This window comes from Saccharopolyspora endophytica (genome assembly GCF_018070075.1).
Taxonomy (GTDB): Bacteria; Actinomycetota; Actinomycetes; order Mycobacteriales; family Pseudonocardiaceae; genus Saccharopolyspora; species Saccharopolyspora endophytica.
Genome location: NZ_JAGPXE010000005.1, coordinates 17,725 through 43,765, shown reverse-complemented (window position 1 = coordinate 43,765; position 26,041 = coordinate 17,725). Strand labels below are relative to the sequence as shown.

Genomic DNA, 26,041 nt, shown 5'->3' with positions numbered 1-26,041 from the left:
ATGTCCCAGGGACTCACCCGCGTCGCCGCGCTGTTAGCCGGCGCGCTCGTGCTCTCCGGCTGCTTCGCCGCCGCTCCCGGCGGCGGTGCGGACGACCGGCTGGGCGTGGCCCTGTCGTTCCAGCCGGTCGCGAACCTCTCGCCCCACAGCGACGACGCGCTGCTGCTCACCAAGCTCGGCACGGCCGAAACGCTCACCGTCCTCGACCGCGACGGCACCGCGCGGCCCGCGCTGGCCGAGAGCTGGGAGCAGACCGACCCGCTCACGCTGCGGCTGAACCTGCGCGCGGGCGTCACCTTCCACGACGGCACACCGCTGACCGCCGAGCACGCCGCCGCCTCCCTGAACCACGTGGTCACCGCCACGACCCCACCCCGCGCGCTCAAGGGCGTGCAGCTCACGGCGAAGGCCTCGGGCGAGCGGACGCTGGAGATCACCACCGCGCGACCGGACCCGATCCTGCCGCAGCGGCTCACCGCTCCGCAGCTGGCGATCCTCGCTCCGGCCGCCTACGCGAACCCGGCGTCGCCGAACCCGGTGCGCGCCGGAACCGGCCCCTACGTGCTGGATTCGGTGCAGGGCGCGGCGGGCGCGACGCTCAACGCCAATCCCCGCTACTGGGGCGGGGCGCCGAAGGCGTCCGGTGTGGACGCGCGGTTCATCGCCGACGGCGCGAGCCGGGCCAACGCGCTGCGCGCGGGCGAGGTCGACGTCGTCGACACCGTGCCCGTCTCGCAGCTGCCCACCGTCGAGGGCGACGAAGTCCTCGACGTGCCGCTGCCCCGGCTGATCGGCGCGCACCTCAACACGCGCTCCGCGGTGTTCGCCGACCCGGCGATGCGCGCGGCGGCGCGGCAGGCCATCGGCCCCGCGCGCATCGCCGAGGGCGTCTACGCGGGTCAAGCCGATCCCGCGCGAGGGCTGTTCGGCCCGGCGAGCCCGTGGGCGACCGCCGCCCCACCGCCTCCCGCTCCTGCGGCTGCCCAGCCGCGCGGCCGCATCCGCATCGCGACCTACGACGAGCGCCCGGAACTGCCCGAGATCGCCTCGGTGGTCGCCGAGGAGCTGCGCCAGGCCGGTTTCGAGGTGACCGACGTGGTCGTGCAGGAGTTCTCCACGATGGAGTCCGACCTGCTCTCCGGCGCCTACGACGTGGTGATCGGCGCCCGCAACTACTCGGTCGACACCGGCGACCCCATCGGCTACCTGCGCAGCGACTGGACCTGCGACGGCGGGTACAACCTGTCGCGGCTGTGCGATCCGGCGATCGACGCCGCCGTCGAGGCCGCTCAACCCGCACCGCTGCAGGAGCGCGAGCGCGCTGCGGTGCGCATCGCCGAGCAGGTGCTCGGCACCGACGCGATCGTCCCGATCGCGCACGAGCGCAGCCGCATCGGCGTCGCGCCCGGGATCAGCGGCGTCGCCGAGGACGGTTTCGACCGGAGGCTGATCACCGCCGAGACCTCGCGCGGCGCATGAGGAAGGTGCTGCGCGGACTGCTCGTCACCGCCGGCGCCGTGCTCGTCCCCGCGTTCGTGATCGGCGCGCTGCCGTGGCTGAGCGGCGACGACCCGGCGCAGACCGTGCTGCGCGCCCGCTCCGCCGAGCAGGAGCTCGACCCGGCCGTGCTCGCCTCGATCCGGCACGACGTCGGCATCCCCGACGACCCGGTGACCGGGGTGCTGAGCTGGCTGGCGGGTGCGGTGCGCGGGGACTTCGGGCGGTCCTGGGTGAGCGGCGTTCCGGTGTCGGAGTCGCTCGGCCAGGCCGCCGGGATCTCCGTGACGCTGGCGCTGGTCGCCGCGCTGACGGCACTGGTGTGCGCGCTGCTGGTGCTGGCGCCGAGCCTGTGGCGGGCCGCCCAGGGGTCCGGTGGTGTCGGCCGCGGCGCGCTGGCCACCGGTGCCGTGCTCGCCGCGGTGCCCGAGTTCCTGCTGGCCACCGGCCTGCTGGTGCTGATCGCCGTGCACTGGGGGCTGGCGCCGACCTCGGGCTGGTCCGGTCCGGCGAACATGCCGCTTCCCGCGCTGGCGCTGGGGCTTCCGGCCGCCGGTGCGCTCGGCAGGGTGCTGGCGAGCGCGGTCGACGGCGCGCTAGCCGAGCCGTGGGTTCGGGTCTGGCGGGCCAACGGGGTTCGCCGGCGCGTGATGCTGCGGGCCGTGGTGCGGCGCTCGGTGGCCGTGGCGTTCCCGCAGCTGGTGCTGCTGTTCGTCGGGCTGCTCGGCTCGGGGATCGTGGTCGAGGCGGTCTTCGCCATCCCCGGTCTCGGCGCGACCGCGCTGAACGCCGTTCTCGCGCAGGACCTGCCGCTGGTGCAGGGATGCGTGATCGTGCTGGCCCTGCTGGGCCTGGCGTTCGGCGGCTTGGGCGTCCTCGCGCACCGGTGGATGCTCGGTCCCGCCCTGCGCAGCACCGGCATCCCGCAGTCCACATCGGACTCGGCGGGAAGCGCGCGCTGGGCGCTGGTGGCGGCCGGAGTGCTGGCCGTCGCCGTGCTGGCCGGGCTGCTGCGCGACCCGAGCGCGATCTCCCTGAGCGACCGGCTGCAGGCCCCGACCTCCGCGCACCCCTTCGGCACCGACTCGCTGGGGCGCGACCTGCTCGCCCGCTTCGGACACGGCGCGCTGCTCAGCATCGGCGGATCGCTGGTGGTCAGCGTGGTGGCGCTGGTCCTCGGCCTGGCCTCGGGCATGACCCGCACCCGCGCGGGGGTCGCCGACGTCCTCAACGCGGTGCCTCCGGTGCTGGCCGGCGTCGTGGTCGCGGCCGTGGCCGGGCCGGGGATGCTCAGCGCCGTCATCGCGGTCTGCTCGGTCGCCTGGATCCCCCTGGCCGTGCACGCCCGGACCCTGACCGCGGAGGTGCGCGCGTCCGGTTTCGTCCGCACCGCCCTCGCCACCGGTGCGAGCCGGACCCACGTCATCACCCGGCACCTGCTGCCCTCGGTGTTCACGCCGGTCCTGCGGCACGCGCTGATCCGGCTGCCGCACAACGCCCTCGCCCTCGCGGGCCTCGGCTACCTCGGGCTCGCGGCGCCGTACGACTCCCCGGAGTGGGGCGCGATCCTGGCGCAGTCCATCGACTACGCCGAAACGGCCCCGTGGAGCGTGCTCTTCCCGACCGCGGGGCTCGCCCTGCTCGGCCTCACCGCCGCGCTCGCACCGCACGCGCCGGGCGTCACGAGACCGGCTTGACGTCCGATCGCTTCACGTACACCCAGCGGTGGTGGTAGGAGATCCGCACGTACTGCTCGGCTCCGCTGATGACCACGTGGTTGTTCGGGTCCTCCAGACCGTCGTAGCCGACGTGGTAATCCGTCGCTCCCACGCCGTCCCCGGCGACGTAGGCCTGCCCGGCCGGGAGGGTGTACGGCAGCGGGTCGATCACGGTGGGGTCGATGCCCTCCGGGTACTCGCTCGGCGACGGGGCCGCCATGCCGTAGGTCGGGATGCCGTCGCGGCGGGCTTCGACGAGGTCGGCGTCCTCGGCGGGAGCGGTGTTCTCGCCGCCCGGGTCGCGCAGCCACGCCTTCTCGCCGCCGAACCAGATCGCCAGCCAGTCTCCCCGGCGCTCGGCGACCGCGTAGCGCTGACCGGTGGCGGCCTTGGCCGACCAGTCCTCGATGCGGGTGGTGCCGGGCTCGCCACCGGGGTGCAGGGCCGGATTGCTCAGCAACGGCGCGTCGTCGCGCGGTTCGGTGCGCAGGTACAGGAAGTTCGCGGGCTGCGCGGGGAGTTCCTGGCAGGCGCCGTCCGGGCATTCGGTGACCGGCGGCTGGTTGGTGGCGAAGCGCGGGTGGATGGTCACCGCTTCACCTTCGCCGCGCTCGCCGTCGAGCGGTGCGCCGACGAGGTCCATGTAGTGCGCCCAGTCCCAGTACGGGCCCGGGTCGTAGTGCTCGGACCCGGCACCGGAGGGCTTGTCGGCGCTGACCTCGTCGTGGCCGACGACGTGCTCGCGGTCCAGCGGGATGTCGTACTTCTCCGCCAGGTACCGCACGAGCTCCGCCGACGATCGGTACATCGCCTCGGTGTACCAGGTGCCGCCCTCGTTGGCCCAGCCCTCGTGCTCGATGCCGATGGAGCGCATGTTCCGGTCCCAGCTGCCGGCGTGCCACGGCATGTCCTTGGTGGGCACCATCTGCGTGATCTCGCCGTCGGACGACCGGATCACGTAGTGCGAGGCGGCACCGTGCGCCGGGTCCTGGAACAGCGAGATCGTGGTCTGGTAGGCGACTTCGGTGTCGTGCAGGACGATCGAGTCGATCTCGACGTCGTCGGGCCGCTCGGCGGTGTCGTAGTTGCCGTACCCGGCCGAGGGGTCCTCCGGGTCGGTCGGCGCGTAGGCGGCGGGGATGAAGCGGCAGTCCAGCGAATCCGGGCACTCGGCCTCGGTTTCCGCTTCGTCCTCGGCGAGCGCGGTCGCGGAGAGGTCGCGGTCGGGCTCCACCTCGGGGATCCGGGAGAACGCGACGCGCTGCCCGCTGGAGGTGGTGCGGGCACGCCCTTGGCCGAGCACGTCGTAGACGCTGTCGGCGAAGTCCTGCGCACCGCTGGTCCGCGGGCTGCCGCTGAGGCCGGCGATCGCCGGGTACCAGGCGCCGAGGTCGTTCGGGAGCTCGCCGCCGCCGAGGCCCTTGGCGCGCGCGGCGAGCAGCGCGGCCCCGGCGCGGACGTTCTGCTCCGGGTCGCGCTTGAGCGTCTCCGTCGGGACGCCCACCAGCTCGGCCGCTTCCGGCAGCGTGTGCAGCGCCGGGTGGTCGGCGAGCTCGCGCAGCTTCGGGTTCTCCTCGCGCAGCCGGGCCACGTCGACCTCGGTGAGGTGCATCGGCCCGTAGCCGCCCGCCCTGCTCTGCTCGCCGTGGTGGTCCTCCCACCTGGTGAGCTGGTAGGACGTGGCCATCAGGAGCGGTGCGGGAACGCCGAACTCGGCCGCGGCCGACTCGAAGGTCCGCTGCACCGCGGTATCCGGATCCTCCGCTGCGTGGGCGGGAGCGGTGCTGAGCAGCAGCCCCGCGGTCACCGCCGCCCACAGCGCGCGTCGCTTCGCCAGTGCCTTCACCCGGGCCTCCCGTTCCTGTCCCGCTCACCATCGAGGGCTCAGGAACGGAATGTCCTCCTCCGATCGCGGGCGCGTCGGCGAATTCGCTCAATCGCCACCCGCTCGTTACCCGTCAGGGCGTGCTGACCTGGAAATCGCGGAACTGGGCGTGCACGTCGTGGCTCGGCCCCCACTCGGTGGCGTGACCGCCGAAGAACGTGGAGAAGAAGATGCCGGCGAAGGGGATGTCGGAGATCTGCTGGATCCCCTGCTCGTCGAGCACCTGCTGCCCGTCGAGTCTCACCACGATGCGCCCGCTGTCGCGGTCGACGGTCTGCTGCACGGTGTGCCACTGGTCGTCGGCCTGCCACTGCCAGGCACCGCGACCGACGTCCTCGCCGTAGCCGTCGCCCATCGACGGGTCGTAGACGTAGACCTCGCCGTCGGCGCTGCGCGCACCGGAACCGTCGTCGTTGCGCCACATGAACCGCGTCGACCACGCCTGACCGTGGTTCCCGCCCCCGGCCTCGCCGGGCTTCCCGCCGTAGAGACCGGGCAGCTTGCCGCCCTTGCCGAAGTCCCAGTCCGCCGGGAACCGGACCTGGTAGGTCAGCTGGAGGCTGCGCGCCTCGGCGAGATCGCCGCGCCCGACGGCGGTGAAGTCGCTGTAGAACTGGCCGCCGCCCTCGCTGGGGCAGTCCTCGCAGGACGGTGCGGACGAACCCTGCCCGTAGAACACGTCCACGGCCCCGTCCTGGCCGGACATCCGGTCGAACCCGAACTGCCCGTCACCGACCACACCCCACTGCTGCGACCACGAATCAGCCGGGAAATCGGCGAAATCCCCGCTCCACGGCTCTGCCGCCGACGCCGTCGCGGGCAGCGCCACCGCCGCGGCCAGCACGAGCCCGAGAAGTCCCGCCGCGCGGCGAGATCGGTGAGTGCGCATCGTTGATCACCTCGACCACGAGCACACACCCCCACCCCCACCCGGTCAACGCCCTGGCGTGAAGCTGCCGCGGTCAGGTGTTGCGGATGAGGTGGTGGACTCTGCGGAGGACGTCGAGCTGGGCCGGGTTGTAGAGGTCGGCGAGGGCTTTGCCCGCGGTGGTCCAGGCGTGGCGGGAGCCGCCGGGGGCGTCGGCGTCGAGTTCGAGCAGTCCCGGGTGCTTCTCGTAGAGGGTTCGGGTGAGCTCGGCGATCTCTTCGGCGACGGCCTGGCGGGTGGGTTCGTCGGCGTCGGCGGGCAAGTCGTCGAACTCGCCGGAACCCTCGTCCGAGGTGCTCTGCAGCATGTCGGCGTAGGCCTGCAACCCCTTCGGGCCGAGGACCCGGGAGACCACGACGAGGAACGAGCGGTCGGTCTCGGTCATCGGCGTGCGCGCTGCGGCTGAGCCGAGTTCGGGCGGCAGGTCCGTGGGTGCGGCCTGGTGCAGGATGAGGCCGAGCTCCACGCGGGCGCGCTGCAGTCGTTCGATGGTGGCGGCGAGTTCCGCGTCGAGAGCGCGCAGGGCTTCCTCCGGGTGGTCGTCGGCGTCGCCCATGGCGGCGATCTGGGACAGCGAGAACCCGAGGTCGACCAGGCGCTTGATGCGCAGCAGCCGGACCAGGTGGGCGACGCCGTACTGCTTGTAGCCGTTGGCCCGCCGTTCGGGCTCCTCCAGCAGCCCCACCTCGTGGTAGTGCCGCACGGCGCGCAGGCTCGTGCCCACCAGCTCGGCGATCTCGCGGGTGCTCCAGGCCACCGGGTTTCTCCTCGTCTCAACGGCATTGCACGTCGTAGTCAAAACCGTGCCGCTGCGGCACGGTCAAGAGTGAGCCACATCACAACGCCGCGGGCTTGAGCGTGCCGCAGCGGCACACCTTCTCCTTGTTCCACAGCCACGAACGAGGGGGATGACATGACCGGACCCGACCACCTCGCGGTCGAGGATCTCTTCGCCGACCCGCAGCGCGCCAAAGCGCGGATCTCGCCGGACGGCACCAGGTTCGCGTTCCTCGCGCCCTGGAAGAACCGGCTCAACGTGTGGGTGCAGGACCTCGACCCGGACGCCGAACCGCGGTGCGTCACCGCCGACGAGACCCGCAGCGTGCAGAGCTTCCACTTCACCGACGATCCGCGCTGGCTGCTCTACCTGCAAGATGACGGCGGCGACGAGAACTGGCACCTGCACCGGGTGGACCTGGACACCCCCGGCTCGCCCGCCGTCGACCTGACGCCGTTCCCCGGCGCCCGGGTGGTCTCGGCGGAGCCGTCCCTCGGCCGCCCCGGCAGGCTCGCGATCCTGCTCAACGCGCGCAACCCGGCCGAGTTCGACCTGCACGAGCTCGACATCGCCACCGGTGAGCTCACGATGCTCGGCGAATGCCCGGGGCCCGGCACGACCTGGTTCCAGGCGGGTGGCGGGGAGCTGCTGGCCACCTCGCTCACCGCCGACGGCGACGTCGAGATCCTGCGCCCGGACGCCGACGGCGCGCTGCGGCACGTGCTGCTGCTGCCGGGCGCCGACCACCCGGTCGGCGGCATGTCGCAGGTGACGGCCGACGGCACCGGCATGTGGTTCGGCACCAACGAGGGCACCGACCGCACCCGCCTGGTCCGCATCGACCTCGCCACCGGTGAGACGACCGAGGTCGACAGCCACCCGACCTTCGACCTCGACCCGCGCCCGCAGGTGTTCCCCACCGCGCCCCCGACGCTGATCCGCGACCGCGCCGGCGAGCTGCTCGGCGTCCGCTATCTCGGCGAACGCCAGGAGATCCGGGCGCTCGACCCGCACTTCGCCGACGTGCTGGCCCGGCTCCAGGAGCTCTCCGACGGCGACCTGGGCGAGCTCACCTCCGACGACACCGGGCAGCGCTGGATCGCCTCGTTCAACCACGACCGCGACCCGGGCGCCACCTGGTTCTACGACCACTCCACCGGTGAGCGGCGGCTGCTGTTCCGGCCGTTGCCGCACCTCGACCCCGAGTCGCTGGCACCGATGACGCCGGTGACCATCACCGCCCGCGACGGGCTGGAGCTGCCGTCGTACCTGACGCTGCCGGTCGGCGTCGAACCGTCGGAGCTGCCGCTGGTGCTGCTGGTCCACGGTGGACCGTGGGCGCGCGACGCGTGGGGGTTCGACCCGGTGGCGCAGCTGTTCGCCAACCGCGGTTTCGCGGCCCTGAAGGTCAACTTCCGCGGTTCGACCGGTTTCGGCAAGGCGCACACGCAGGCCGCGATCGGCGAGTTCGCCGGAGCGATGCACGACGACCTCATCGACGGCGTCGACTGGGCCGTCGAGCAGGGCTACGCCGACCCCGATCGGGTCGCGATCTTCGGCGGCTCCTACGGCGGGTACGCGGCGCTGGTCGGCGCCACCTTCACCCCCGACCGCTTCGCGGCCGTCGTCGACTACGTCGGCATCTCCAACCTCGCGAACTTCATGCGCACCCAACCCGATTTCGTCAAACCCGGGCTGGTCAACAACTGGTTCCGCTACGTCGGCGACCCGGCCGATCCGGAGCAGGAGGCCGACATGCTGGCCCGCTCGCCGATCACCCGCGTCGACGCGATCCGCGCCCCGCTGCTGGTCGTCCAGGGCGCCAACGACGCCCGCGTCGTGCAGGAGGAATCGGACCTGATCGTCGAGGCCGTCCGGGCGCGCGGCATCGAGGTCGAGTACCTGGTCTTCGACGACGAAGGGCACATGTTCGTCAACCGGGAGAACGTCATCGCCATGTTCCACGCCGCCGACCGCTTCATCACCCGCCACATAGGAGACGTGAAATGACCGCGACCGAAGCCGACACGCCCCACGCCGAGGAGAAGCCCGTCAACGTCCAACAGACGCTGCTCGATGGCCTCGGCGGACCGATGGGCATGCTGTGCACGACGTTGCCCGTGGTGGTGTTCGTGACCGCCACCGCGTTCCTGCCGCTGGCCCCGTCGATCGGGATCGCGCTCGCGGCGGCCCTGGCGCTCACCGGTTTTCGGTTGCTGCGCGGCGAGAAGCCGTCCTCGGCCCTCGGCGGCGTCCTGGCCATCGCCGTGGCCGGTGGTGTCGCGGCCTGGACCGGCTCGGCCAAGGACTTCTTCCTCATCGGGATCTGGGCCAGCCTCGCCGGGGCGATCGTCGTGCTCGTCTCGATGCTCGCCGGTCGCCCGCTGACCGGGGTCATCTGGAACCTGCTGCACGGCGGCGGACACGCGTGGCGCCAGAACCGGTCCGCATTGCGCGCCCACTACCTCGCGTCGCTGGCGGTGCTGCTGGTCTTCGCGGGCCGTTTCGTGGTCAAGGAATGGCTCTACCTCGCCGATTCCACCGGCTGGCTGGCCTTCGCCAAGATCGCCATGGGGACCCCGCTGACCGCGCTGGCCGCCCTGGTCGTCCTCTGGTCCTTCCGCCGCACCACGAAGGTCCTCAAACCCTGACCGATCAGCTGACCCGGCGGCCGGCCGCGCGATCCAACCGGAAGTGGATCGCGGCCGGCAGCCGTTCGGCCCCCAGCGCTCGACGTGCGCGGTCGAGGACCTCCTCGTCCAGCTCCGCCCACACCCCGCGCACGTCAGCGCCTTCCTGCAGCGACAGCGCGAGTCGCAGGTGCGGCCGCTGCTCGGTCCCCGCCATCCGCACCCGGGCGCTGCTGACACCCGTGACCTGCTCGGCGTCGCTGCGCACCGCCGCGGCGAGCGCGCCGGAGGTGATGGTCGCCGAACCGCCGTCCTCGTCGGCCAGCGGCACGTCCGGCCGCCCCTCCGGGCGCAGCGAACGCAGCAACCACCAGATCCCGACGACCACCAGCACGACGCCCAGCGCCGCGGCCCCGGCGAGGAACGGCACCCGGTTCGCACCGACCCAGCCCACCAGCAGCGGGTCCAGCACCGGCCGTCCCGCGCGGAACCGGCCGAGCAGACCGGAACCGACCACCAGCGCCAGCGCGCCCGCGGCCAGCAGCACGAGCGCGAGCACGCCCAGCAGCGAACGCTCGAACCCCAGCGACCGCCCGACCGGTGTGCGGCTCGGCCGCACGTCCTCGTTCACCTTCGTCATCACCGCTCCTTCGCCGGGGAGACCGACACCGACACCCTCGGGCCGCGCCGCAGCGGCAGCGCCTCGACCGCGGCGGACGCGGTGGTCACCGCCCGGTCCCGCAGATCGCCGACCGTGCGGAACCGCCCGGTCACCTTCACCCGCACCCGCTTCCGGCGCGCGGTCACCGCCGTGGCCGCCACGCCGTCCTCGGCGCGCACCCGGTGGCCGACGACCCTGGCCAGCGAACGGGGATCGGTCGTGACCGTGACCTCCGGCGCCGGGTCGAGCAGCCGGATGACCCGGCGCCCCGCGAGCAGCGAGATCAGCAGCAGCACCGCGCCGAGCACCGCGCACCCGGCGGCGACGGCCAGCACCGGGCCGTCTCGCCAGGTCAGCCCGCTCAGCACGGGTCGTGCGGCCGACCACGGGACGAGCACGCCGCCCGAGCCCGGGCGAACCCAGACCCCGACGACCTCCACGATCAGCAGCACTCCGCCGGCGAGCACGACCAGACCGGCCAGGGACGTGAGCAATCGGACGACGACGCGCACGGGACTCACTCCACTCGGTTTCGTCGGGCGGCGGGCACCAGGGCGGAGACGGTGACCTCCACGTTCAGCACCCCGGCGTCGGCCAGCCGCTCCAGCTCCTCGGACACGGCCTCGCGCACCGCGCAGGCGGTCTCCCGGACCGGATCCGGGTAGCTGATGGGCAGGTCCAGCAGGATGCGCAGTTCCTCGGCGGGCCCGGAGAGCTTCGCGCTCGGTCCGCGACGGGTGCGCGCGACGCCCGCGACTCCGCTCGCGGCGTGCTCGACGATCTTGCGGAGCACGCCGCGGTCGATCTCCAGCGAGCCGCGCTCACCCGCGTCCTGCGCCTCCGCGACCGGGGCGCTCACCGGTCCCCGCCCCGGCCGAACACCTCTCCGAGGTCCAGTTCCCCGTCCACGACCCGGCCGACGACCACACCGATCGCGCCGAGCACCAGCGCGATCAGGAAACCGGTGAAACCTCCTGCCGCAGCGGCAACGCCGAGGATCAACCCGGCCAGCAGCCCTGTCTGCACAGCGTTCATTCGCCACACCCTCCTCGTCGCCTCGATCGAGGCGATCTCTCACCGCACCCGGCTGCGCTTCCTGCGCCGGCGCCAGGCGCGGACCCGGCCGGCCAGCCGTGTCACCATCCGCGCGTCGGGGATCACTTCCACCGGGGCGTCGTAGCGGTCCGGACGGCGCTGGCGTCCCCGCTGCGGCCGCGAGCGGGCGCGGAGCCGCTCCAGACCCGCCGCGAACACCTCCGGATCACCGCCCGCGTCGGGGTGGTTGGCCCGGATGAAGGCGCGATACCGGCGCCGCGCGTCCGGATCCGGTTCGCGGACCATCAGTCGTCTCCCGGTTCCTCGCCCGGCGCGACGACGGCGCAGACCACCACGTCCACCGGGACCTCGCCGACGACCGCGGCGACTCGCCGCCGCAGCTGGTCCACGACGTCCGGCAGCGGGTCGCCCAGCCGCAGCACCACTCCGACCTCGACCGCGTCGCGGGCGTCGCCGAGCCGAACGCCGACAACCCGGCGGCCGGGCAGGTGCGTGGCGGTGGTGCCGAAGCTCCCGCCGTGCAGCCCGGCCACCGCCGGGTGCGCCAGCACGGCCGCGGCCACCTGGTCGGCCACCTCAGCTGCACCGGGGCTCATCCCGGTTCCTCCGCGCATCGCGGGAGGTGGGCGGACGCCACGCCTCACTCCACCCGGGAGGACGGGCCGGTGGAGGCGCCCTCGTTCTCCTGGCCTTCCTCGGAAGGCAGGTGGATGTCGTTGACCGCGATGTTCACCTCGATGACCTCCAGGCCGGTCATCCGCTCGACGCCGCTGATGACGTTGCGGCGCACGGCGCGGGCGATCTCCGAGATGGACGCGCCGTACTCGACGATGATGTCCAGGTCGACGGCCGCCTGCTTCTCCCCGACCTCGACCTGCACGCCGGAGGTCGACGAGGTGCCGCTACCGCCCGGGATGCGCTCCCGGAGCGCGCCGAACGCGCGGGAGACCCCGCCGCCCATCGCGTGCACGCCGGAGATCTCGCGCGCCGCGATGCCGGCGATCTTCTGCACCACCGAGGCCGCGATCGTGGTCTTGCCCTGCGAGGTGTGCTCGGTGGGCCGAACCGATCCCGAACCGACCGAGGTGGACGTCGTGACGTCCTGGGACTCGGTGCGCTGGGTGGAGTTGCCGCTCGACTGGGGCATGGTGAAACCTTTCCGCTCGATCGCTCGCGGCCGGCCACCCGCGAACACCGCGGGCCGGGCCGAACCGCTGCCGACGGAAGATCAGATGCGGCCTGGTGGAGATCCGTGACGGCGACGTGACGCGCGTCACGAGCGATGCGGGTTCGTCACTCCCCGGGGAACGAGACGTCGGCGATGCGGACCCACACGGCGGGGGCGCCCGGACCGAGCGCACCGCGCAGCCCGTCCTCGAGCTCCTCGCGCAGCCGCGTCGCCAGCTCCGGGGCGTCCGAGCCGTAGGTCACCCGGAGCTCGACGCGGATCTCCTGCGAATCGCCCGTGCACGCCAGCAACCGGACTCCGGGGAAGCCCGCGAGCAGCTCGGCGGTCAAGCGCCGCGCCAGCACCAGCGCGGCGTGCGGAGTCACCCGCAGCGCCCCGCCCTCCTGCGGGATCTCGATCGACGGTCCGACGTTGACGCCCCGGGCCCGGCGGGAGGTCATCAGCACCCGGTCGAGCAGGCCGTTCGGCGGTTCCACGGAGACCTGGGCCGCGCGGCGCACCGGCGCCCAGCTGGGGGCCATCCGGTCCAGCGCGGCGCGGCAGTGCGTGCAGCCGGCGACGTGCTCGGCGAACTCCGGCGTCGAGTCGCCCGCGAGGTGCTCGACCAGCTCGCCGTAGGTGTGCCCGCAGGCCAGCTGTTGCTCGGGGTCGAAGGGAAGGTCACCCACGGCGCATCTCCTCCAACCTCGCGAGCAGGGCCAACCTGGCGCGGTGCAACCGGGAGCGCAGCGCGGCGGTGTTCACCTCTAGCACCTCGGCGATCTCCTCGTAAGACATCCCTTCGAACTCGCGCAGCACCAGCGGCACCCGTTGCGAGGGTTCGAGGGTGGCGATCGCCCGGTGCACCAGATCGGCCTCCTCGGAACGCACGGCATGCCCTTCGGGGTTCCCCGTGCCGTCGTCGGCGAACAAGTGGTCCATCGACTCGTCGCTGACGTCCATCGGTACGGCCCGGCGCCTGCGGACCTGGCCGAGCGCCGCGTTGGTCACCACCCGGTACAGCCACTTGGTCGGCGCGGCATCGCCCCGGAAGCGGTTCAGCGACCGCCAGGCGGACACCCACGCCTCCTGAACCGCGTCCTCGGCCTCCGCCCGGTCGGCGAGGATGCGGAACGCGACCCGGTACATCGTCGCGGTGTGCCGACGGACCAGTTCGTCGAACGCCACGCCATCGCCGCGCTGGGCAGCGGCCATCAGGTCTCTGTCGGTGTCGACCCGCTCGGTCACGCCCGAAGTCTCCCGCAGCTCATCGGCAGAGGCGACTCCACCAGAGGTCCACTTCACCGCCCGCACCCGGCGGTGAGCTCGATGATCGCACCCGGCGGCGGGGTCACGACGCGGACCCGTCCTCGCGGATGGCGCGGCGGGCCGTGGCGATCACCCGGGACGGCTGGACGGTGTCGAGCTCGGCGTTGACCGCGGCGCCCAGCAGCACCGCGAACGCCGTGACGTACAGCCACAGCAGCACGCCCATCGGGGCCGCCAGCGCGCCGTAGACGGGCGAGTTCTGCAGGCTCACGTCCAGGTAGATCCGCAGCCCGAAGCTGCCCGCCAGCCACACCAGCAGCGCCACCGCGGCCCCCGGGACGTGCTCGCGCCACGGAGCGCGGATCGGGACCGAGACCATGTACAGGGTGCTCAGCGAGGCGATCGAGCCGAGCACGATGAGCGGCCAGTACAGGCCGTACACCAGCGCCGCCGCCTCCGGGACCCACCCGGCGATCACCGACGGTCCGACCGCCAGCAGCGGCAGCAGGATCAGCGCCACCAGCAGGCCCACCACGTAGACCAGCACCGACATCAGCCGCTGCCGCACCACACCGCGCTGGCCGCCGAGGCCGTAGACGACCGAGATCGTGTCGATGTAGACGTTCAGCGCCGCCGACCCGGACCACAGGGCGAGGACGAAACCGATCGAGATGATCCCGGCGCGCCCCGATCCGAGGACCTCGAGCAGCACCGGCCGCAGCAGCTGATCGATGGCCTGCGGCGACAGGACCGTTCCGGCGGCCTCCACCAGGGTGTTCTCCACCGCCGCGACCGTGTCCTCGCGGCCGAGCCATCCGGCGAGGTAACCGAGGGTGCCGACGACGCTCAGCAGGACCGGCGGCAGCGAGGTGAGCGTGAAGAACGCGGCCTCGCCCGCCAGGCCCATCAGCCGGTAGCGCCCGCTGGCCTCCGCGGTGCGGGAGGCCAGCCTGATCAGGCCCCGCAGCCGCGGGTCGCGCGGGTGTCGAAGCCGCTGGAAGAGGCTGCGCGGCACGACCCCCTCCTCCGGGCGCTCTGCTTCTCGCGTGGTGATCACGAACGGTCCGATGCGCGGGAGGGCCCCGGCGTCACGGTCCTGATCGTGATTTTCCGCGACGCGGTGCTCGACCGCCTCGCGGACACGCCCGGAGGGGATGGGGCCTCAGATGACGCCGAGGTCGAGCATCGTGTCGGCGACCTTGGTGAACCCGGCGATGTTGGCGCCCAGGACGTAGTTGCCCGGGGCTCCGTAGGCCTCGGCGGTGGCCAGGCAGCCGTGGTGGATGTCGGCCATGATCTCCGACAGCCGCGCGTCGGTGTAGTTGAAGTGCCACGAGTCGCGGGACGCGTTCTGCTGCATCTCCAGGCCCGAGGTGGCCACGCCACCGGCGTTGGCGGCCTTGCCCGGCCCGAAGGAGGTCCCGGAGTCGAGGAAGACCTTCACCGCGCCGGGGGTCGTCGGCATGTTGGCGCCCTCGCCGACCGCGACGACGCCGTTGCGCACCAGCGCGAGCGCGGCCTCGTCGTCGAGCTCGTTCTGGGTGGCGCAGGGCAGCGCGATCGCGCAGGGCACGTCCCAGATCGAGCCGCCCTCGACGAACCGGGCGCGCTCGTGGTCCTCGGCGTACTCCTTGAGACGACCGGCGCGGACCTCCTTGAGCTCCCGGACCGCTTCGATGTCGATGCCGTTCTCGTCGACGACGTAGCCGCCGGAATCCGACATCGCCACGACGGTGCCGCCGAGCTCCTCGGCCTTCCGGGCGGCGTAGATCGCGACGTTGCCCGAGCCGGACACCACGACGCGGCGGCCGTCGAAGCCGTCACCGCGAGCGCGCAGCATCTCCTCGACGAAGTAGACCGTGCCGTAGCCGGTCGCTTCGGTGCGCACCTGGGATCCGCCCCAGTTGAGCCCCTTGCCGGTGAGCACGCCCGACTCGTAGCGGTTGGTGATGCGCTTGTACTGGCCGAACAGGTAGCCGATCTCGCGGCGCCCGACGCCGATGTCGCCCGCGGGCACGTCGGTGTACTCGCCGATGTGGCGGTGCAGCTCGGTCATGAACGACTGGCAGAAGCGCATGATCTCGGCGTCGGACTTGCCCTTGGGGTCGAAGTCCGAGCCGCCCTTGCCGCCGCCGAGCGGCAGCCCGGTGAGCGCGTTCTTGAAGATCTGCTCGAAGCCGAGGAACTTGATGACGCCGATGTTGACCGACGGGTGGAACCGGAGCCCGCCCTTGTACGGTCCGAGCGCGGAGTTGAACTCGACGCGGAACCCGCGGTTGACCCTGACCTCGCCCGCGTCATCGGTCCACGGAACCCGGAAGATGATCTGCCGCTCGGGTTCGCACAACCGCTCCAGCACACCGGACCGCAGGTACTCGGGGTGCCGCGCGAGCGCGGGTTCCAGCGACTCCAGGACCTCGTAGACAGCCTGGCCGAACTCGGGCTGGTGCCCGTCGCGGAACTGGATGGCACCGAAGACGTCGGCCGTCAGCTCTAGTCCGTTCGGGTCTCGGCTCACGGGCGAGGCTCCTCAGCAGTAGGAATAACAGAACGCTTGTACTGTTTTTAACAGAACATTGACCTGAACGAAACACGGTTCGCGAACTTGATGTTCTGCTGCTCCAGTTATCCCAATCACGCACGCGCGAAGCGGGCGAGCCCGGATGACCTCCCCGGACTCGCCCGCCTCCGCCGCGTCACTTCGCCGGCATGAGCACCTGGTCCACGACGAAGACCGTCGCGTTGGCGGTGGGCACGTTCCCGCACAGCACGCCGGCACCGTTGACCTTCAGCTGGTCGCCGGACCCCTCGATCTTGATCTGCCCGCCCTGGACGGTGTCGACGGAACCGGCCTTGGCCAGGTCGTCGGCGGTCATCCGCTGCGGGACCACGTGGTAGGTCAGGGTGCTGGTCAGCGCCTCCTTCTGGGCGGGATCGGTCAGCATCGCCTGCAGCTGCTCGGGCGGGATCGCGTCGAACGCCGGGTCGGCGGGTGCGAACACGGTGTACTGGGCGTCGGACTTGTTGAGCGTGTCGACCAGGCCGGCGGAGGTGACCGCGGCCGTCAGCTTCGTCAGCAGCGGGTTGTTGGAGGCCGCGGTGCCGACCGGGTCGTCGATCATGCCCTGCACGGAACCGGGGTTCGCCGGGTCGGTGGGCACCTGGGCGCAGCCGGGACCGAACACGTCCGAGGCCGTGGTCATGCCCTGCTGCATCGGCGCGGCCGGTTCGGGCGCGGGCGCGGGTGCCGGGGGCGCCTGGCCCTGGCCCGCCGAGGGCTGCTCCGTCTGCCCGCCGCAAGCGGCCAGCGCGAACGTGAACACCGCGGCACCGGCACCGAGGGCAGAGCGGCGAAGTGCGGTCATGGACGATCATCTCCTCTGTCGAACATCGGTCATCGGGGATTCGGAGCAGGTGCCGCGCGAGATTGGTGCGATCGCGGGGAAATATCACCGCGCGGTGCAGAAGATCGAGTGCCAGCCGGTCGCTCCATCCGGGACGGTCGGCACCCGCTGCGGCGTCTGGGTGGCGCCGTTGCGGTCGGTGGCCCGGCATTCCACGGTGCGCCCGCCGGTCGGCAGGTCGAGCTCGACCCGCCACATCCGCCAGGTGTGCCCGGAGACCTCTGTGGACAGTTGCGCGTCCCGCCACGGCCCGCCGTCCACCCGCACCTCGACGCGCGCGATGCCGTGCGGCTGGGCCCACGCCGTGCCCGCGGCGGTGAAGCGCCCGGCGGCGACCTTCTCGAACGGCTTCGGCCGGTCGATGCGGGACTGCACCTTGATCGGCGCGCGCTCGGCCCAGCCGCGCTGCTCCCAGTAGGTCTCCCGGTCGAAGGTGGTGAGCTCCACGTCGACCAGCCACTTCGTGGCCGACACGTACCCGTAGAGCCCCGAGGTCACCATCCGGACCGGGAACCCGTGCTCGGCCGGCAGCGGCTCGCCGTTCATGCCGTAGGCGAGCAGCGCCGGTCGATCCGGGTCCAGCAGCGCCTCGACCGGCGTTCCCGCGGTGTACCCGTCGGCGCTGGTGCTGAAGACCTGCTCCGCTCCGGCCCGGACGCCCGCCTCGCGCAGGACGTCCCGGAACGGCACGCCGGTGAACTCGGCGGTCGAGGTGTAGGGCCCACCGACCTCGTTGGACACGCAGGTCACGGTGATCGTCCGGGTCTCCTGCGGACGGCGGAGCAGGTCGTCGAGGGACAGTTCGAGCTCGCGGCCGACCATGCCGCGCACCCGCAGCCGCCACGAGTCCGGATCCACCCGGGGAACCGCCAGCGCGGTGTCCACGCGGTAGAAGTCGGCGTTCGAGGTGCGGAACGCCGGGGTGCCGACACCGGCGAAGTCCGCACCGCCCGGAACGGGTCCCGGCGCGGGGATGCGGCGGGCGAGCGCGTCGCGCGCGCGGCCTGAGGACCGCTGCGCCAGCGCGGAACCGCCGAAGCCGCCGAGCACCGAGCCGACCGCGAGACCTCCTGCGGTGACGAGGAACCTCCGCCGGCCCGCCGACGGCTCAACCGCGGTCCCGGCCCGGTGCAGCGCGACGAACGCGACGACCCCGACGACCACCGCGGCCAGGGACGGCAGCGGCCCGAGCGCACCCACGTCCGGCCGGGCCGCCGACGCCACCACGCCCAGCAGCCCGAACGCGGCGATCAGCACCGCGCCGGGCGCCGGGCCGCGGCGCGACACCAGGCCCGCGACGACCGCCAGCGCACCGATGACCACCGCCATCCCCGCCAGCAGCACGAGCTTGTCCCACTCGCCGAACCACCGGATGGCCAGCGCCTTCACCGGTTCCGGCGTCAGGTCGATCGCGGTGTGGCCGACGGCCAGGAACGGGGAGGCGTTCTGCTCCACCAGACCGGCCAGCAGGTGACCGGCGGCGAGCGCGGCGGCGACGGCCAGCACCCCGGACAGCGCGCGGATCGCGGGTGATCTCATGCCCTTCATTCGTCGCCGCTCCCCGGAGGGATTGGCCGCACCTCACCGCCGCTTCGGCGGCAGGGGCAGAAATCCGCTGGTGCGCTCGACGTAGGCGGCGTACTCGGGTCGGTGCTCGCGCAACCGGCGTTCGAGCACGGGTTTTCCGGTGCCGCGCGCGAGCAGCCACGTCATCAGCAGCGGCGAGAGCACCGCGAGCGGACCGGGCCAGTGCTGGCAGGCCATGAGGTACGCGCCCCACCACACGCAGGCGTCGCCGAAGTAGTTCGGGTGGCGCGTGTAGCGCCAGAGCCCGCGGTCCAGGACGCGACCGGCGTTGGCGGGATCGGCGCGGAACCGCCGCAGCTGCTCGTCACCGACCGCTTCGAAGAACATCCCCACGGCCCACACCGCGGCACCGACCGCGGTGAAGACCCCGACACCGGGACCGGCGAACAGCACGGGCAGCGCCACGAACCACATCACCACGCCCTGGACCAGGTAGACCCGCGCGAACATGCGCAGCGCGGGGAACCGCCGCGCGCCGGCCGCCATCTCCACGTACCTCGGGTCCTCGGGCAGCCCGGCGTTGCGCCGGTGCAGGTGCACCGCCAGCCGGATCCCCCACACGACCACGACCGCCGCGGGCAGCGCACCGGTCCGCCCGGTCGCGAACGACACGGCCGCGATGAGCGCGAAACCCGCTCCCCACGTGGTGTCGATGGTGTCGTAGCGCCCGCGCAGGCGGGCGATCACGAACGTCGCGGTCACCGCGAACAGCGCGACGGCCAACGCCAGCGGGACGGCGGCGGCCGGGCTCATCGCACGACCTCCCGCAGCACCGGCGGCATCCCGCTGGTCCCCCGCTCGTCCGGACGCACCGCGACGATCTGGTCCACTCCCATCCGGTTCTCCTCGAAGGCGAGCAGCCCGCCGGCCAGGTAGAGCCGCCACACCCGGTGCTGCTCGGGCCCGAGCATCCGCTCCGCCCGCTCGTGCTGCTCGTCGAGCGTGCGCGCCCACTCGCGCACGGTGTCCGCGTAGTGCTCCCGCATCGCCTCCACGTCGCGCACCTCGAAACCGCCCGCTTCGAGCCGTTCGAGGGTGCTCCCCACCGGCACCATCGTCATGTCCGGGGCGATGTAGGAGGAGATGAACGCGCCACCGCCCGGAGCCGCCGCGCTGCCGCGGGACATCTGCTGCAGCAGCAACCTCCCGCGCGGGCGCAGCATCCGGTGCAGGGTGGCGACGTACTCGCCGTACCGGGATTCCCCGACGTGCTCGCCCATCTCCACGCTGGCCACCGCGTCGTAGGGCACGCCCACCAGCTCCCGGTAGTCCTGCAGCCGCACGCGCACCCGGCCCTGCAGGCCGAGCTGGGTCACCCGGCGCTCGATGTGCTCGAACTGGCTGCGCGACAACGTGATCCCGGTGGCCTCGACGTCGTGGTGCCGGGCGGCGTGCAGCAGCAGCGATCCCCAGCCGCACCCGACGTCGAGCAGTCGCATCCCGGGCCGCAGCCCGAGCTTGCGGCAGATCAGCTCCAGCTTGGCCTCCTGCGCGGTCGGCAGGTCTTCCCCACCGGTCGGGAAGTAGCCGCACGAGTACGCCATCGCCGGGTCCAGCAGCAGCGCGTAGAAGTCGTTGCCCACGTCGTAGTGGTGCGCGATCGCCGCGCGGTCGCGCCACCGGGTGTGCAACCGGCCGGACAGCCGCGCCTCCGCGGCCGGGATTCGCGGCCGAGGACCGATCGCGCCCAGGCGCAGCGCGGCCCGCGCGACGTCCCGCCACTCGCGCGCGCCCATCCTCCAGCCGTCGAGCCCGTGCTCGCGCACGGCCGCCCAGCAGCGGCGGAGCCCGTCGGTGAGGTCACCGTCGACGTCGAGGTCCCCCGAGACGAAAGCGCGCGCCAGCCCCAGCTCTCCCGGGCTCCACAGGAAGTGCCGCAGCGCGGCCCGCCTGCGCAGCACCACCTGCGGTCCCGACGCCGGACCGGCGTGGCTGCCGTCCCAGGCGCGCACCCCGATCGGCAGCGGCACGCCGAAGGTGCCACCGACGATCTCCTGCATGATGTCCGCAGCTCCGCTGCGGGTCGTGCTCACCAGCGCCACGCTCGCCTCCCGGGTCGGATGCCTCTTTCTCGCCCATTCGGCGCGGACCCCGCGGTGGACTGGTGAACGTGTCCGTGGTCACACGAGCAATCCGCGCGCCCTCGGGCCACGAATCCAGGGCATGCACGAACCGAACCTCCGCGTTCTGACGTCGCCCGAGACGCCACTGCGGACCGTCCTGCTGGCGCTGCACGGCGGGCGACCCGTCAGCCGCGCACCCGTGCGCGGCGCCCAGCCCGCCTACCGGCGGATGTTCCCGCTCGCCCGCGCCGGGCACCGCCCGGACGTCGCGGTGTGGGTGCTGCGCAACCGGGTGCGGGGCTGGAACGAGCCCGCGCTGGACGCGGTCGGCGACGCGCGGCGCGCGATCGAGGTGATCCGCGGCGCGCACCGGGGAGCGCGGATCGCGCTGCTGGGGCATTCGATGGGCGGACGGGTCGCGCTGCGGCTGGCCGGTGAACCGGACGTGGTGGGCGTGTGCGCGCTCGCGCCCTGGACGACCGGGGACGACCCGGTCGAGCAGCTGCCCGGCCGGATCGTGCGGATCGTCCACGGCGACCGGGACCGGACGACCCCGCCGGAGACGTCCCTGGCCTACGCCCACCGCGCGCGACGCGCGGGCGCGACCGTCTCGCGGCACGTGATCAGCGGTTCCGGGCACGCGATGCTGCGCCGGGCCCGGGAGTGGAACGCCCAGGTCGCCGCGTTCTCCGCCGACTGCGCGACCGCGCGGTGCCCGCGATGAGCCGGGAGCGCGTCGCCGTCGTGGGCGCCGGGGTGTCCGGGCTGACCGCCGCGCACCTGCTGTCCCGCGCGCACGACGTGGTGCTGTTCGAAGGCGAAGATCGGCTCGGAGGGCACGCCCACACCCACGACGTGCGCACCGCCGACGGGCGCGTGATCGCCGTCGACAGCGGTTTCATCGTGCACAACGAGCGCACCTACCCGCAGCTGCTCCGGTTGTTCGCCGAGCTCGGGGTGTCCACGAGGGACACCGAGATGTCGATGAGCGTGCGGTGCCGGGGATGCGGGCTGGAGTACGCGGGCGCGAAGCGGCTCGGCGGGCTGTTCCCGCGCGCGCAGAACCTCCGCGACCTCCGGTACCTGCGCACGCTGTCGCAGGTGCGGCGGTTCCACCGGCAGGCCGGTGAGCTGCTCGACCGGCCCGGTGGCGATCAGCGCACGCTCGCGGAGTTCCTGGCCCACGGCGGCTACACCCGCCACTTCACCGAGCACTTCGCGATCCCGCTGGTGTCCGCGGTCTGGTCGGCGGGACCTGCCACCAGCGGGCGGTACCCGGCGCGCTACCTCTTCGAGTTCCTGCGGCACCACGGGATGCTCTCGATCGGCGGCTCCCCGGCCTGGCGCACCGTGGTCGGCGGTTCCCGGGAGTACGTGCGGCTCGTCGCCGAGCGGCTGCGCGCCGTGCGCACCGCGACGCCGGTGCGCGCGGTGCGCAGGCTGGCCGACCGGGTGGAGGTCCGCTCCGCCGCCGACGAGGTGCACGAGTTCGACCGCGTGGTCGTGGCCACCCACGCCGACCAAGCGCTGCGACTGCTCGCCGAGCCGACCGCGGCGCAGCGACGCGCGCTGGGGGCATTCGAGTACTCGGAGAACGCGACGCTGCTGCACACCGACGCGTCGGTGCTGCCCGCGACCCGAGGCGCGAGGGCGTCCTGGAACTACCTCAAGAACGCCTGCACCGGGGATTCGGGCGGGGCCAGGATCAGCTACGACATGAACCGGCTGATGGGTCTCGCCGAGCCCGCCGACCACGTGGTCACGCTCAACGGCTCCGCCGACGTGGACCCCGGCAGCGTGCTCGCCGAGATGCACTACCGACACCCGATCTTCACACCGGATTCGGTTGCGGCGCAAGAGGAACTGCCGTCGATCGGCGACGACCGGGTGCGGTTCGCGGGCGCCTACCACGGGTGGGGGTTCCACGAGGACGGCTGCCTGTCCGGCGTGCGGGCGGCCACGGCCCTGGGTTCGGGGTGGTGATCGTGCGCCTCTACGACGTCGTCATCACCCACTCCCGCGAGGTCGAGCCGCGCCGCCGCTTCCGGCACCGGGCCCACACCTGGCTGGTCGACCTCGACGACCTGCCCGGGCTGCCCCGGCCGCTGCGCTCGCTGATCCGCTTCGACGCCCGCGACCACCTCGGCGACCCGCACCGCAGCATCCGCGAGAACCTCGACCGCTGGCTGGCGCTGCAGGGCGTCGACCTCCGCGGCGGCCGGGTCCTGATGCTCGCGGGCGCCCGCGTGCTGGGCCACGCGTTCAACCCGATCACGGTCTTCTGGTGCCACCGCCCGGACGGATCGCAGGAGTGCGCGGTGGCCGAGGTGCACAACACCTACGGCGAACGGCACTGCTACCTGCTGCGTCCCGACGACGACGGCGTCAGCGAGGTCGACAAGCGGTTCTACGTCTCACCGTTCCAGCCCTCCGAAGGCCACTACCGGATGCGCCTCGAACCACCGGGCGATCGGCTCCGCGTGCACGTCGAGCTCGTCCACGACGGCCGGACCGCGTTGCGGGCCTCGATGACGGGCCGGCGCCGACCGACGACCCCGGCGCAGCTCGTGCGCACGGCCCTGCGCCATCCGCTCGCACCGCGGCGGATCTCCGCGCTCATCCGCCGCCACGGCGTCGCGCTGCTGCTCCGGCGGGCTCCCCGCACCCGCCGCATTCCCCACCTCCACCAGGAAGGAGTCCGATGACCACCACGACCACCGCCGCCGCGCAGGACAGCGCGGGGACCGCCCGACCGTGGGATCTGCTCGGCGCCGCACCGCACTCGCCGGTCCGCGCCGCGGTCGCCGAGCGGCTGTTCCGGCACGCCGTGCGCGCCTTGCCGGTCCGCGTCGCGCTCGCGGGCGGCGACGTGCTGGGCGCGGGCGGCCCGGATTCGCCGCTCATGCGCGTGGAAGACCCGGAGGCGTTCTTCCACCGCCTCGGCGTCGACGCCAAGATCGGCTTCGGCGAGTCCTACATGGCCGGTGAGTGGACCAGCGCGGACCCGGCGGAGCTGCTCACCCCGTTCGCCGCGCGGATCGCCACGCTGGTGCCCGCACCGCTGCAACGCGCGCGGCGCTGGGTGGAGGCCCGCCAGCCGAGCACCGAGCGGGGCACGGTCACCGGAGCGCGGGAGAACATCCACCGCCACTACGACCTGTCCAACGACGTCTTCGCGACGTTCCTGGACGAGACGATGACCTACTCGGCGGCGCTGTTCCCGCCGGGCGGTGACGACCTCGGCGCAGCGCAGGTCCGCAAGATCGACCGGATCCTGGACCTGGCCGCGGTCGGCCGGGACACCGAGCTGCTGGAGATCGGCACCGGCTGGGGCTCGCTGGCCGCGCGCGCCGCCCGGCGAGGCGCCAGGGTCACCACCCTGACGCTGTCGGCCGAGCAGCAGCGGCTCGCCCAGAAGTCGCTGGCCGAGGACGGTCTCGCCGACCGGGTGGAGGTGCGGCTGGCCGACTACCGGGAGATCACCGGCCGGTTCGACGCGGTGGTGAGCGTGGAGATGATCGAGGCCGTCGGCCGCGAGTTCTGGCCCGACTACGTCGGCGCCCTGGACCGGCTGGTGGCGCCCGGCGGCCGGATCGGGCTGCAGGCGATCACCATGCCGCACGACCGGATGCTGGCCACCGACGGCGCCTACACCTGGATCCACAAGTACATCTTCCCCGGAGGCCGGCTGCCCTCGGTCGAGGCGCTGGAGGCGGCCTTCGACGAGCACACCGGGCTGCGCCGCACCGAGCGGCACTCCTTCGGCCCGAGCTACGCGACGACGTTGCAGCACTGGCGGCAGCGCTTCCTGGAGCGCTGGGACGAGGTGCGCGCGCTGGGCTTCAGCGAGCGGTTCCGCCGCACGTGGGAGTTCTACCTGGCCTACAGCGAGGCGGGATTCCGCTCCGGCTACCTCGACGTCTGGCAGCTCGGATATCGCAAACCCGCTCAGGGCTGAACAATGACCCGGCGAGGGCCGGGCACGAGGAAGGTGCACATGGAGAGCACTCGCAGACCGGCCGAGCAGCCGGAGGCAGGGGATTCCCCCGGACCGCACGACCTGCTGGTGTCCGTGGCGAAGGGCGACGAGCAGGCGTTCGCGCGGTTGTACGACCTCGTGGCCGCACCGGTGCACGGGCTCGTGCAGCGAGTCGTCCGGGACACCGCCCAGTCCGAGGAGGTCACGCAGGAGGTCCTCGTCGAGGTGTGGCGGTCGGCCAGCCGCTACCGCAGCGACCGGGGCACCGCGATGGCCTGGATCATGACGATCGCGCACCGCAGGGCGGTGGACCGGGTCCGCAGCGCCCAGGCCGCCGCCGAGCGCGAGACCAAGGCCGGTCGCCAGGAAGCCGGACGACCCTACGACGAGGTCGCCGAAGCGGTGCTCTCCCGGTTCGAGCAGCGCCAGCTGCGCCGCTGCATCGGCACCCTCACGGACCTGCAGCGCGAATCCGTGGTGCTGACCTACTACCGCGGCTACACCTACCGCGAAGCGGCCGGATTGCTCGACGCCCCGCTCGCCACCGTCAAAACACGCCTGCGCGACGGCCTGATCCGGCTGCGCGACTGCCTGGGGGTGACCACTCGATGAGCAAGGAACTGGCCGTGTTGACCGGCGCATACGCCGTGGACGCGCTGAGCGGGACCGAGCTGGCCGAGTTCGAGCGCCACCTGGCCCGGTGCGAGGACTGCGCCCAGGAGGTGCGGGAGCTGCGGGAGACCGCCGCTCGGCTGGGCGCCGACACCGCCGTCCCGCCTCCGGACTCGCTCAAGCAGGAGGTCATGGAGGAGATCGCCCGCACCCGCCAGCTGCCACCGCAGTCGGCGGAACCTTCTCCCGGCCGCATCCTGCGGTTCCCGCAGGCTCGGAGCTGGACCACCCGACTCGCCGTCGCGGCGGCCGCCGTCGGCATCGCGCTGGCCGCGGCTTTCGGCGGCGTCGCCTGGCAGAGCCAGCAGGAGCTGGCGGAGGCGAACCGGCTCGCCCAGCAGGCCGGCTCGCACAACGCCGAGGTCGCCCGGCTGCTGCAATCGCCGGACGCGCGGCTGGTCCACGGCTCGGCGGGAGAGGCGCGAGCGGTCAGCGTGGTGTCCCGGCAGCTGGGCAGCGCCGCGTTCCTGACCTCGGACATGCCCGCCGCACCGGCGGACCGGACCTACCAGCTCTGGTTCATCGGCGTCGACGGTCCGAGCTCGGCCGGCGTGCTGCCGCCGACGCCCACGGGAGAACCGCTGATGACGGCGATGCCCGCCGACGCCCGCCAGCTCGCCGTGACGGTCGAGCCGAGAGGCGGTTCACCGCAACCCACCACCGAGCCGATCATGGTGATGGCCGTGCCCGGCTGAGTCACCGGCACCGGGCGACGGAGACCACTGTGGACGGACAAGCACCCGGCG

At 72.9% G+C, this 26,041-nt stretch carries 28 protein-coding genes; 10 read left to right on the top strand and 18 right to left on the bottom strand.

The features are described 5' to 3' along the window. Positions 1-1,479 carry an ABC transporter substrate-binding protein gene (locus KBO27_RS13830; protein WP_210970418.1) on the top strand — a complete coding sequence of 493 codons (1,479 nt, stop codon included), beginning with the start codon at positions 1-3 and terminating at the stop codon, positions 1,477-1,479. After that, complete coding sequence (locus tag KBO27_RS13825; RefSeq protein ID WP_210970417.1) at positions 1,476-3,194, top strand: ABC transporter permease subunit; 1,719 nt, start codon at positions 1,476-1,478, stop codon at positions 3,192-3,194. Before KBO27_RS13830 ends, KBO27_RS13825 begins: the two co-directional genes overlap by 4 nt. Here the strand turns inward: KBO27_RS13825 and KBO27_RS13820 are convergent. The 3 genes from KBO27_RS13820 to KBO27_RS13810 all read right to left on the bottom strand — a co-directional run bounded on the left by KBO27_RS13820 (position 3,178) and on the right by KBO27_RS13810 (position 6,785). Then, the gene (locus KBO27_RS13820; protein ID WP_210970416.1) at positions 3,178-5,061 is read right to left on the bottom strand and encodes an N-acetylmuramoyl-L-alanine amidase; all 1,884 of its coding nucleotides are present in this window, start codon (positions 5,059-5,061) and stop codon (positions 3,178-3,180) included. The genes KBO27_RS13825 and KBO27_RS13820 overlap by 17 nt on opposite strands. Before the next feature lie 112 nt (positions 5,062-5,173). Then, positions 5,174-5,989 (bottom strand): polysaccharide lyase, encoded by an 816-nt coding sequence (locus KBO27_RS13815; protein WP_210970415.1) that lies wholly within the window; start codon positions 5,987-5,989, stop codon positions 5,174-5,176. A 73-nt stretch (positions 5,990-6,062) separates the two neighbouring features. Further along, positions 6,063-6,785: a helix-turn-helix domain-containing protein gene (locus tag KBO27_RS13810; RefSeq protein WP_210970414.1), complete on the bottom strand. Its 723-nt coding sequence runs from the start codon at positions 6,783-6,785 to the stop codon at positions 6,063-6,065. A 156-nt stretch (positions 6,786-6,941) separates the two neighbouring features. On the opposite strand from KBO27_RS13810, the gene KBO27_RS13805 reads away from it, so the two are divergent. Together KBO27_RS13805 and KBO27_RS13800 are read left to right on the top strand one after the other, a co-directional pair. Further along, on the top strand, positions 6,942-8,816 hold the full coding sequence (locus tag KBO27_RS13805) for a S9 family peptidase (protein WP_210970413.1): 1,875 nt from the start codon (positions 6,942-6,944) through the stop codon (positions 8,814-8,816). Then, on the top strand, positions 8,813-9,457 hold the full coding sequence (locus tag KBO27_RS13800) for a DUF3159 domain-containing protein (RefSeq protein ID WP_210970412.1): 645 nt from the start codon (positions 8,813-8,815) through the stop codon (positions 9,455-9,457). Before KBO27_RS13805 ends, KBO27_RS13800 begins: the two co-directional genes overlap by 4 nt. Positions 9,458-9,461: 4 nt before the next feature. Here KBO27_RS13800 and amaP read toward each other — a convergent pair whose 3' ends face one another. From amaP to KBO27_RS13725, 15 genes are all read right to left on the bottom strand, one after another. Then, positions 9,462-10,076: an alkaline shock response membrane anchor protein AmaP gene (amaP, locus tag KBO27_RS13795; RefSeq protein WP_210970411.1), complete on the bottom strand. Its 615-nt coding sequence runs from the start codon at positions 10,074-10,076 to the stop codon at positions 9,462-9,464. Beyond that, positions 10,076-10,609, bottom strand: coding sequence for a DUF6286 domain-containing protein (locus KBO27_RS13790; RefSeq protein WP_210970410.1), 534 nt, complete (start codon positions 10,607-10,609; stop codon positions 10,076-10,078). Before KBO27_RS13790 ends, amaP begins: the two co-directional genes overlap by 1 nt. A gap of 5 nt (positions 10,610-10,614) precedes the next feature. Beyond that, a complete protein-coding gene (locus tag KBO27_RS13785) occupies positions 10,615-10,956 on the bottom strand; it encodes an Asp23/Gls24 family envelope stress response protein (RefSeq protein WP_210970409.1) in 342 nt (113 codons plus the stop codon). Beyond that, on the bottom strand, positions 10,953-11,132 hold the full coding sequence (locus KBO27_RS13780; protein ID WP_132677539.1) for a hypothetical protein: 180 nt from the start codon (positions 11,130-11,132) through the stop codon (positions 10,953-10,955). The genes KBO27_RS13785 and KBO27_RS13780 overlap by 4 nt, the downstream gene beginning before the upstream one ends. Before the next feature lie 39 nt (positions 11,133-11,171). Beyond that, positions 11,172-11,438, bottom strand: a complete 267-nt coding sequence (locus KBO27_RS13775) for a hypothetical protein (RefSeq protein WP_210970408.1) — start codon at positions 11,436-11,438, stop codon at positions 11,172-11,174. Further along, a complete protein-coding gene (locus KBO27_RS13770; protein WP_210970407.1) occupies positions 11,438-11,749 on the bottom strand; it encodes a hypothetical protein in 312 nt (103 codons plus the stop codon). Before KBO27_RS13770 ends, KBO27_RS13775 begins: the two co-directional genes overlap by 1 nt. 44 nt (positions 11,750-11,793) lie before the next feature. Then, positions 11,794-12,300 carry an Asp23/Gls24 family envelope stress response protein gene (locus KBO27_RS13765; RefSeq protein ID WP_210970406.1) on the bottom strand — a complete coding sequence of 169 codons (507 nt, stop codon included), beginning with the start codon at positions 12,298-12,300 and terminating at the stop codon, positions 11,794-11,796. A gap of 146 nt (positions 12,301-12,446) precedes the next feature. After that, positions 12,447-13,010: a hypothetical protein gene (locus tag KBO27_RS13760; RefSeq protein ID WP_210970405.1), complete on the bottom strand. Its 564-nt coding sequence runs from the start codon at positions 13,008-13,010 to the stop codon at positions 12,447-12,449. Continuing rightward, the gene (locus tag KBO27_RS13755) at positions 13,003-13,569 is read right to left on the bottom strand and encodes an RNA polymerase sigma factor (RefSeq protein ID WP_307870400.1); all 567 of its coding nucleotides are present in this window, start codon (positions 13,567-13,569) and stop codon (positions 13,003-13,005) included. Before KBO27_RS13755 ends, KBO27_RS13760 begins: the two co-directional genes overlap by 8 nt. A gap of 103 nt (positions 13,570-13,672) precedes the next feature. Continuing rightward, positions 13,673-14,605, bottom strand: a complete 933-nt coding sequence (locus KBO27_RS13750) for a YihY/virulence factor BrkB family protein (RefSeq protein WP_307870399.1) — start codon at positions 14,603-14,605, stop codon at positions 13,673-13,675. A 147-nt stretch (positions 14,606-14,752) separates the two neighbouring features. After that, on the bottom strand, positions 14,753-16,081 hold the full coding sequence (gdhA, locus tag KBO27_RS13745) for an NADP-specific glutamate dehydrogenase (protein WP_210970678.1): 1,329 nt from the start codon (positions 16,079-16,081) through the stop codon (positions 14,753-14,755). 205 nt (positions 16,082-16,286) lie between these two features. Next, positions 16,287-16,955, bottom strand: coding sequence for a fasciclin domain-containing protein (locus tag KBO27_RS13740; RefSeq protein WP_210970404.1), 669 nt, complete (start codon positions 16,953-16,955; stop codon positions 16,287-16,289). Positions 16,956-17,039: 84 nt separating this feature from the next. Continuing rightward, positions 17,040-18,533, bottom strand: a complete 1,494-nt coding sequence (locus tag KBO27_RS13735) for a molybdopterin-dependent oxidoreductase (RefSeq protein ID WP_246537239.1) — start codon at positions 18,531-18,533, stop codon at positions 17,040-17,042. A 42-nt stretch (positions 18,534-18,575) separates the two neighbouring features. Next, on the bottom strand, positions 18,576-19,334 hold the full coding sequence (locus KBO27_RS13730) for a DUF1295 domain-containing protein (protein ID WP_210970402.1): 759 nt from the start codon (positions 19,332-19,334) through the stop codon (positions 18,576-18,578). Further along, on the bottom strand, positions 19,331-20,581 hold the full coding sequence (locus tag KBO27_RS13725; protein ID WP_210970677.1) for a class I SAM-dependent methyltransferase: 1,251 nt from the start codon (positions 20,579-20,581) through the stop codon (positions 19,331-19,333). The genes KBO27_RS13730 and KBO27_RS13725 overlap by 4 nt, the downstream gene beginning before the upstream one ends. A 163-nt stretch (positions 20,582-20,744) precedes the next feature. On the opposite strand from KBO27_RS13725, the gene KBO27_RS13720 reads away from it, so the two are divergent. From KBO27_RS13720 to KBO27_RS13695, 6 genes are read left to right on the top strand one after another with little or no spacing between them, the layout of a single operon-like run. Next, the gene (locus KBO27_RS13720; protein ID WP_210970401.1) at positions 20,745-21,368 is read left to right on the top strand and encodes an alpha/beta fold hydrolase; all 624 of its coding nucleotides are present in this window, start codon (positions 20,745-20,747) and stop codon (positions 21,366-21,368) included. Continuing rightward, positions 21,365-22,627 carry an NAD(P)/FAD-dependent oxidoreductase gene (locus KBO27_RS13715; protein ID WP_210970400.1) on the top strand — a complete coding sequence of 421 codons (1,263 nt, stop codon included), beginning with the start codon at positions 21,365-21,367 and terminating at the stop codon, positions 22,625-22,627. The genes KBO27_RS13720 and KBO27_RS13715 overlap by 4 nt, the downstream gene beginning before the upstream one ends. Beyond that, complete coding sequence (locus KBO27_RS13710; protein WP_210970399.1) at positions 22,621-23,349, top strand: DUF1365 domain-containing protein; 729 nt, start codon at positions 22,621-22,623, stop codon at positions 23,347-23,349. Before KBO27_RS13715 ends, KBO27_RS13710 begins: the two co-directional genes overlap by 7 nt. After that, entirely contained in the window at positions 23,346-24,602 is a 1,257-nt protein-coding gene (locus tag KBO27_RS13705; protein ID WP_210970398.1) for an SAM-dependent methyltransferase, read from the top strand. Before KBO27_RS13710 ends, KBO27_RS13705 begins: the two co-directional genes overlap by 4 nt. A 39-nt stretch (positions 24,603-24,641) precedes the next feature. Further along, the gene (gene sigK, locus KBO27_RS13700; RefSeq protein WP_210970397.1) at positions 24,642-25,235 is read left to right on the top strand and encodes an ECF RNA polymerase sigma factor SigK; all 594 of its coding nucleotides are present in this window, start codon (positions 24,642-24,644) and stop codon (positions 25,233-25,235) included. Continuing rightward, complete coding sequence (locus tag KBO27_RS13695; RefSeq protein WP_210970676.1) at positions 25,232-25,990, top strand: anti-sigma factor; 759 nt, start codon at positions 25,232-25,234, stop codon at positions 25,988-25,990. Before sigK ends, KBO27_RS13695 begins: the two co-directional genes overlap by 4 nt. The last annotated feature ends 51 nt before the right edge of the window (positions 25,991-26,041 follow it).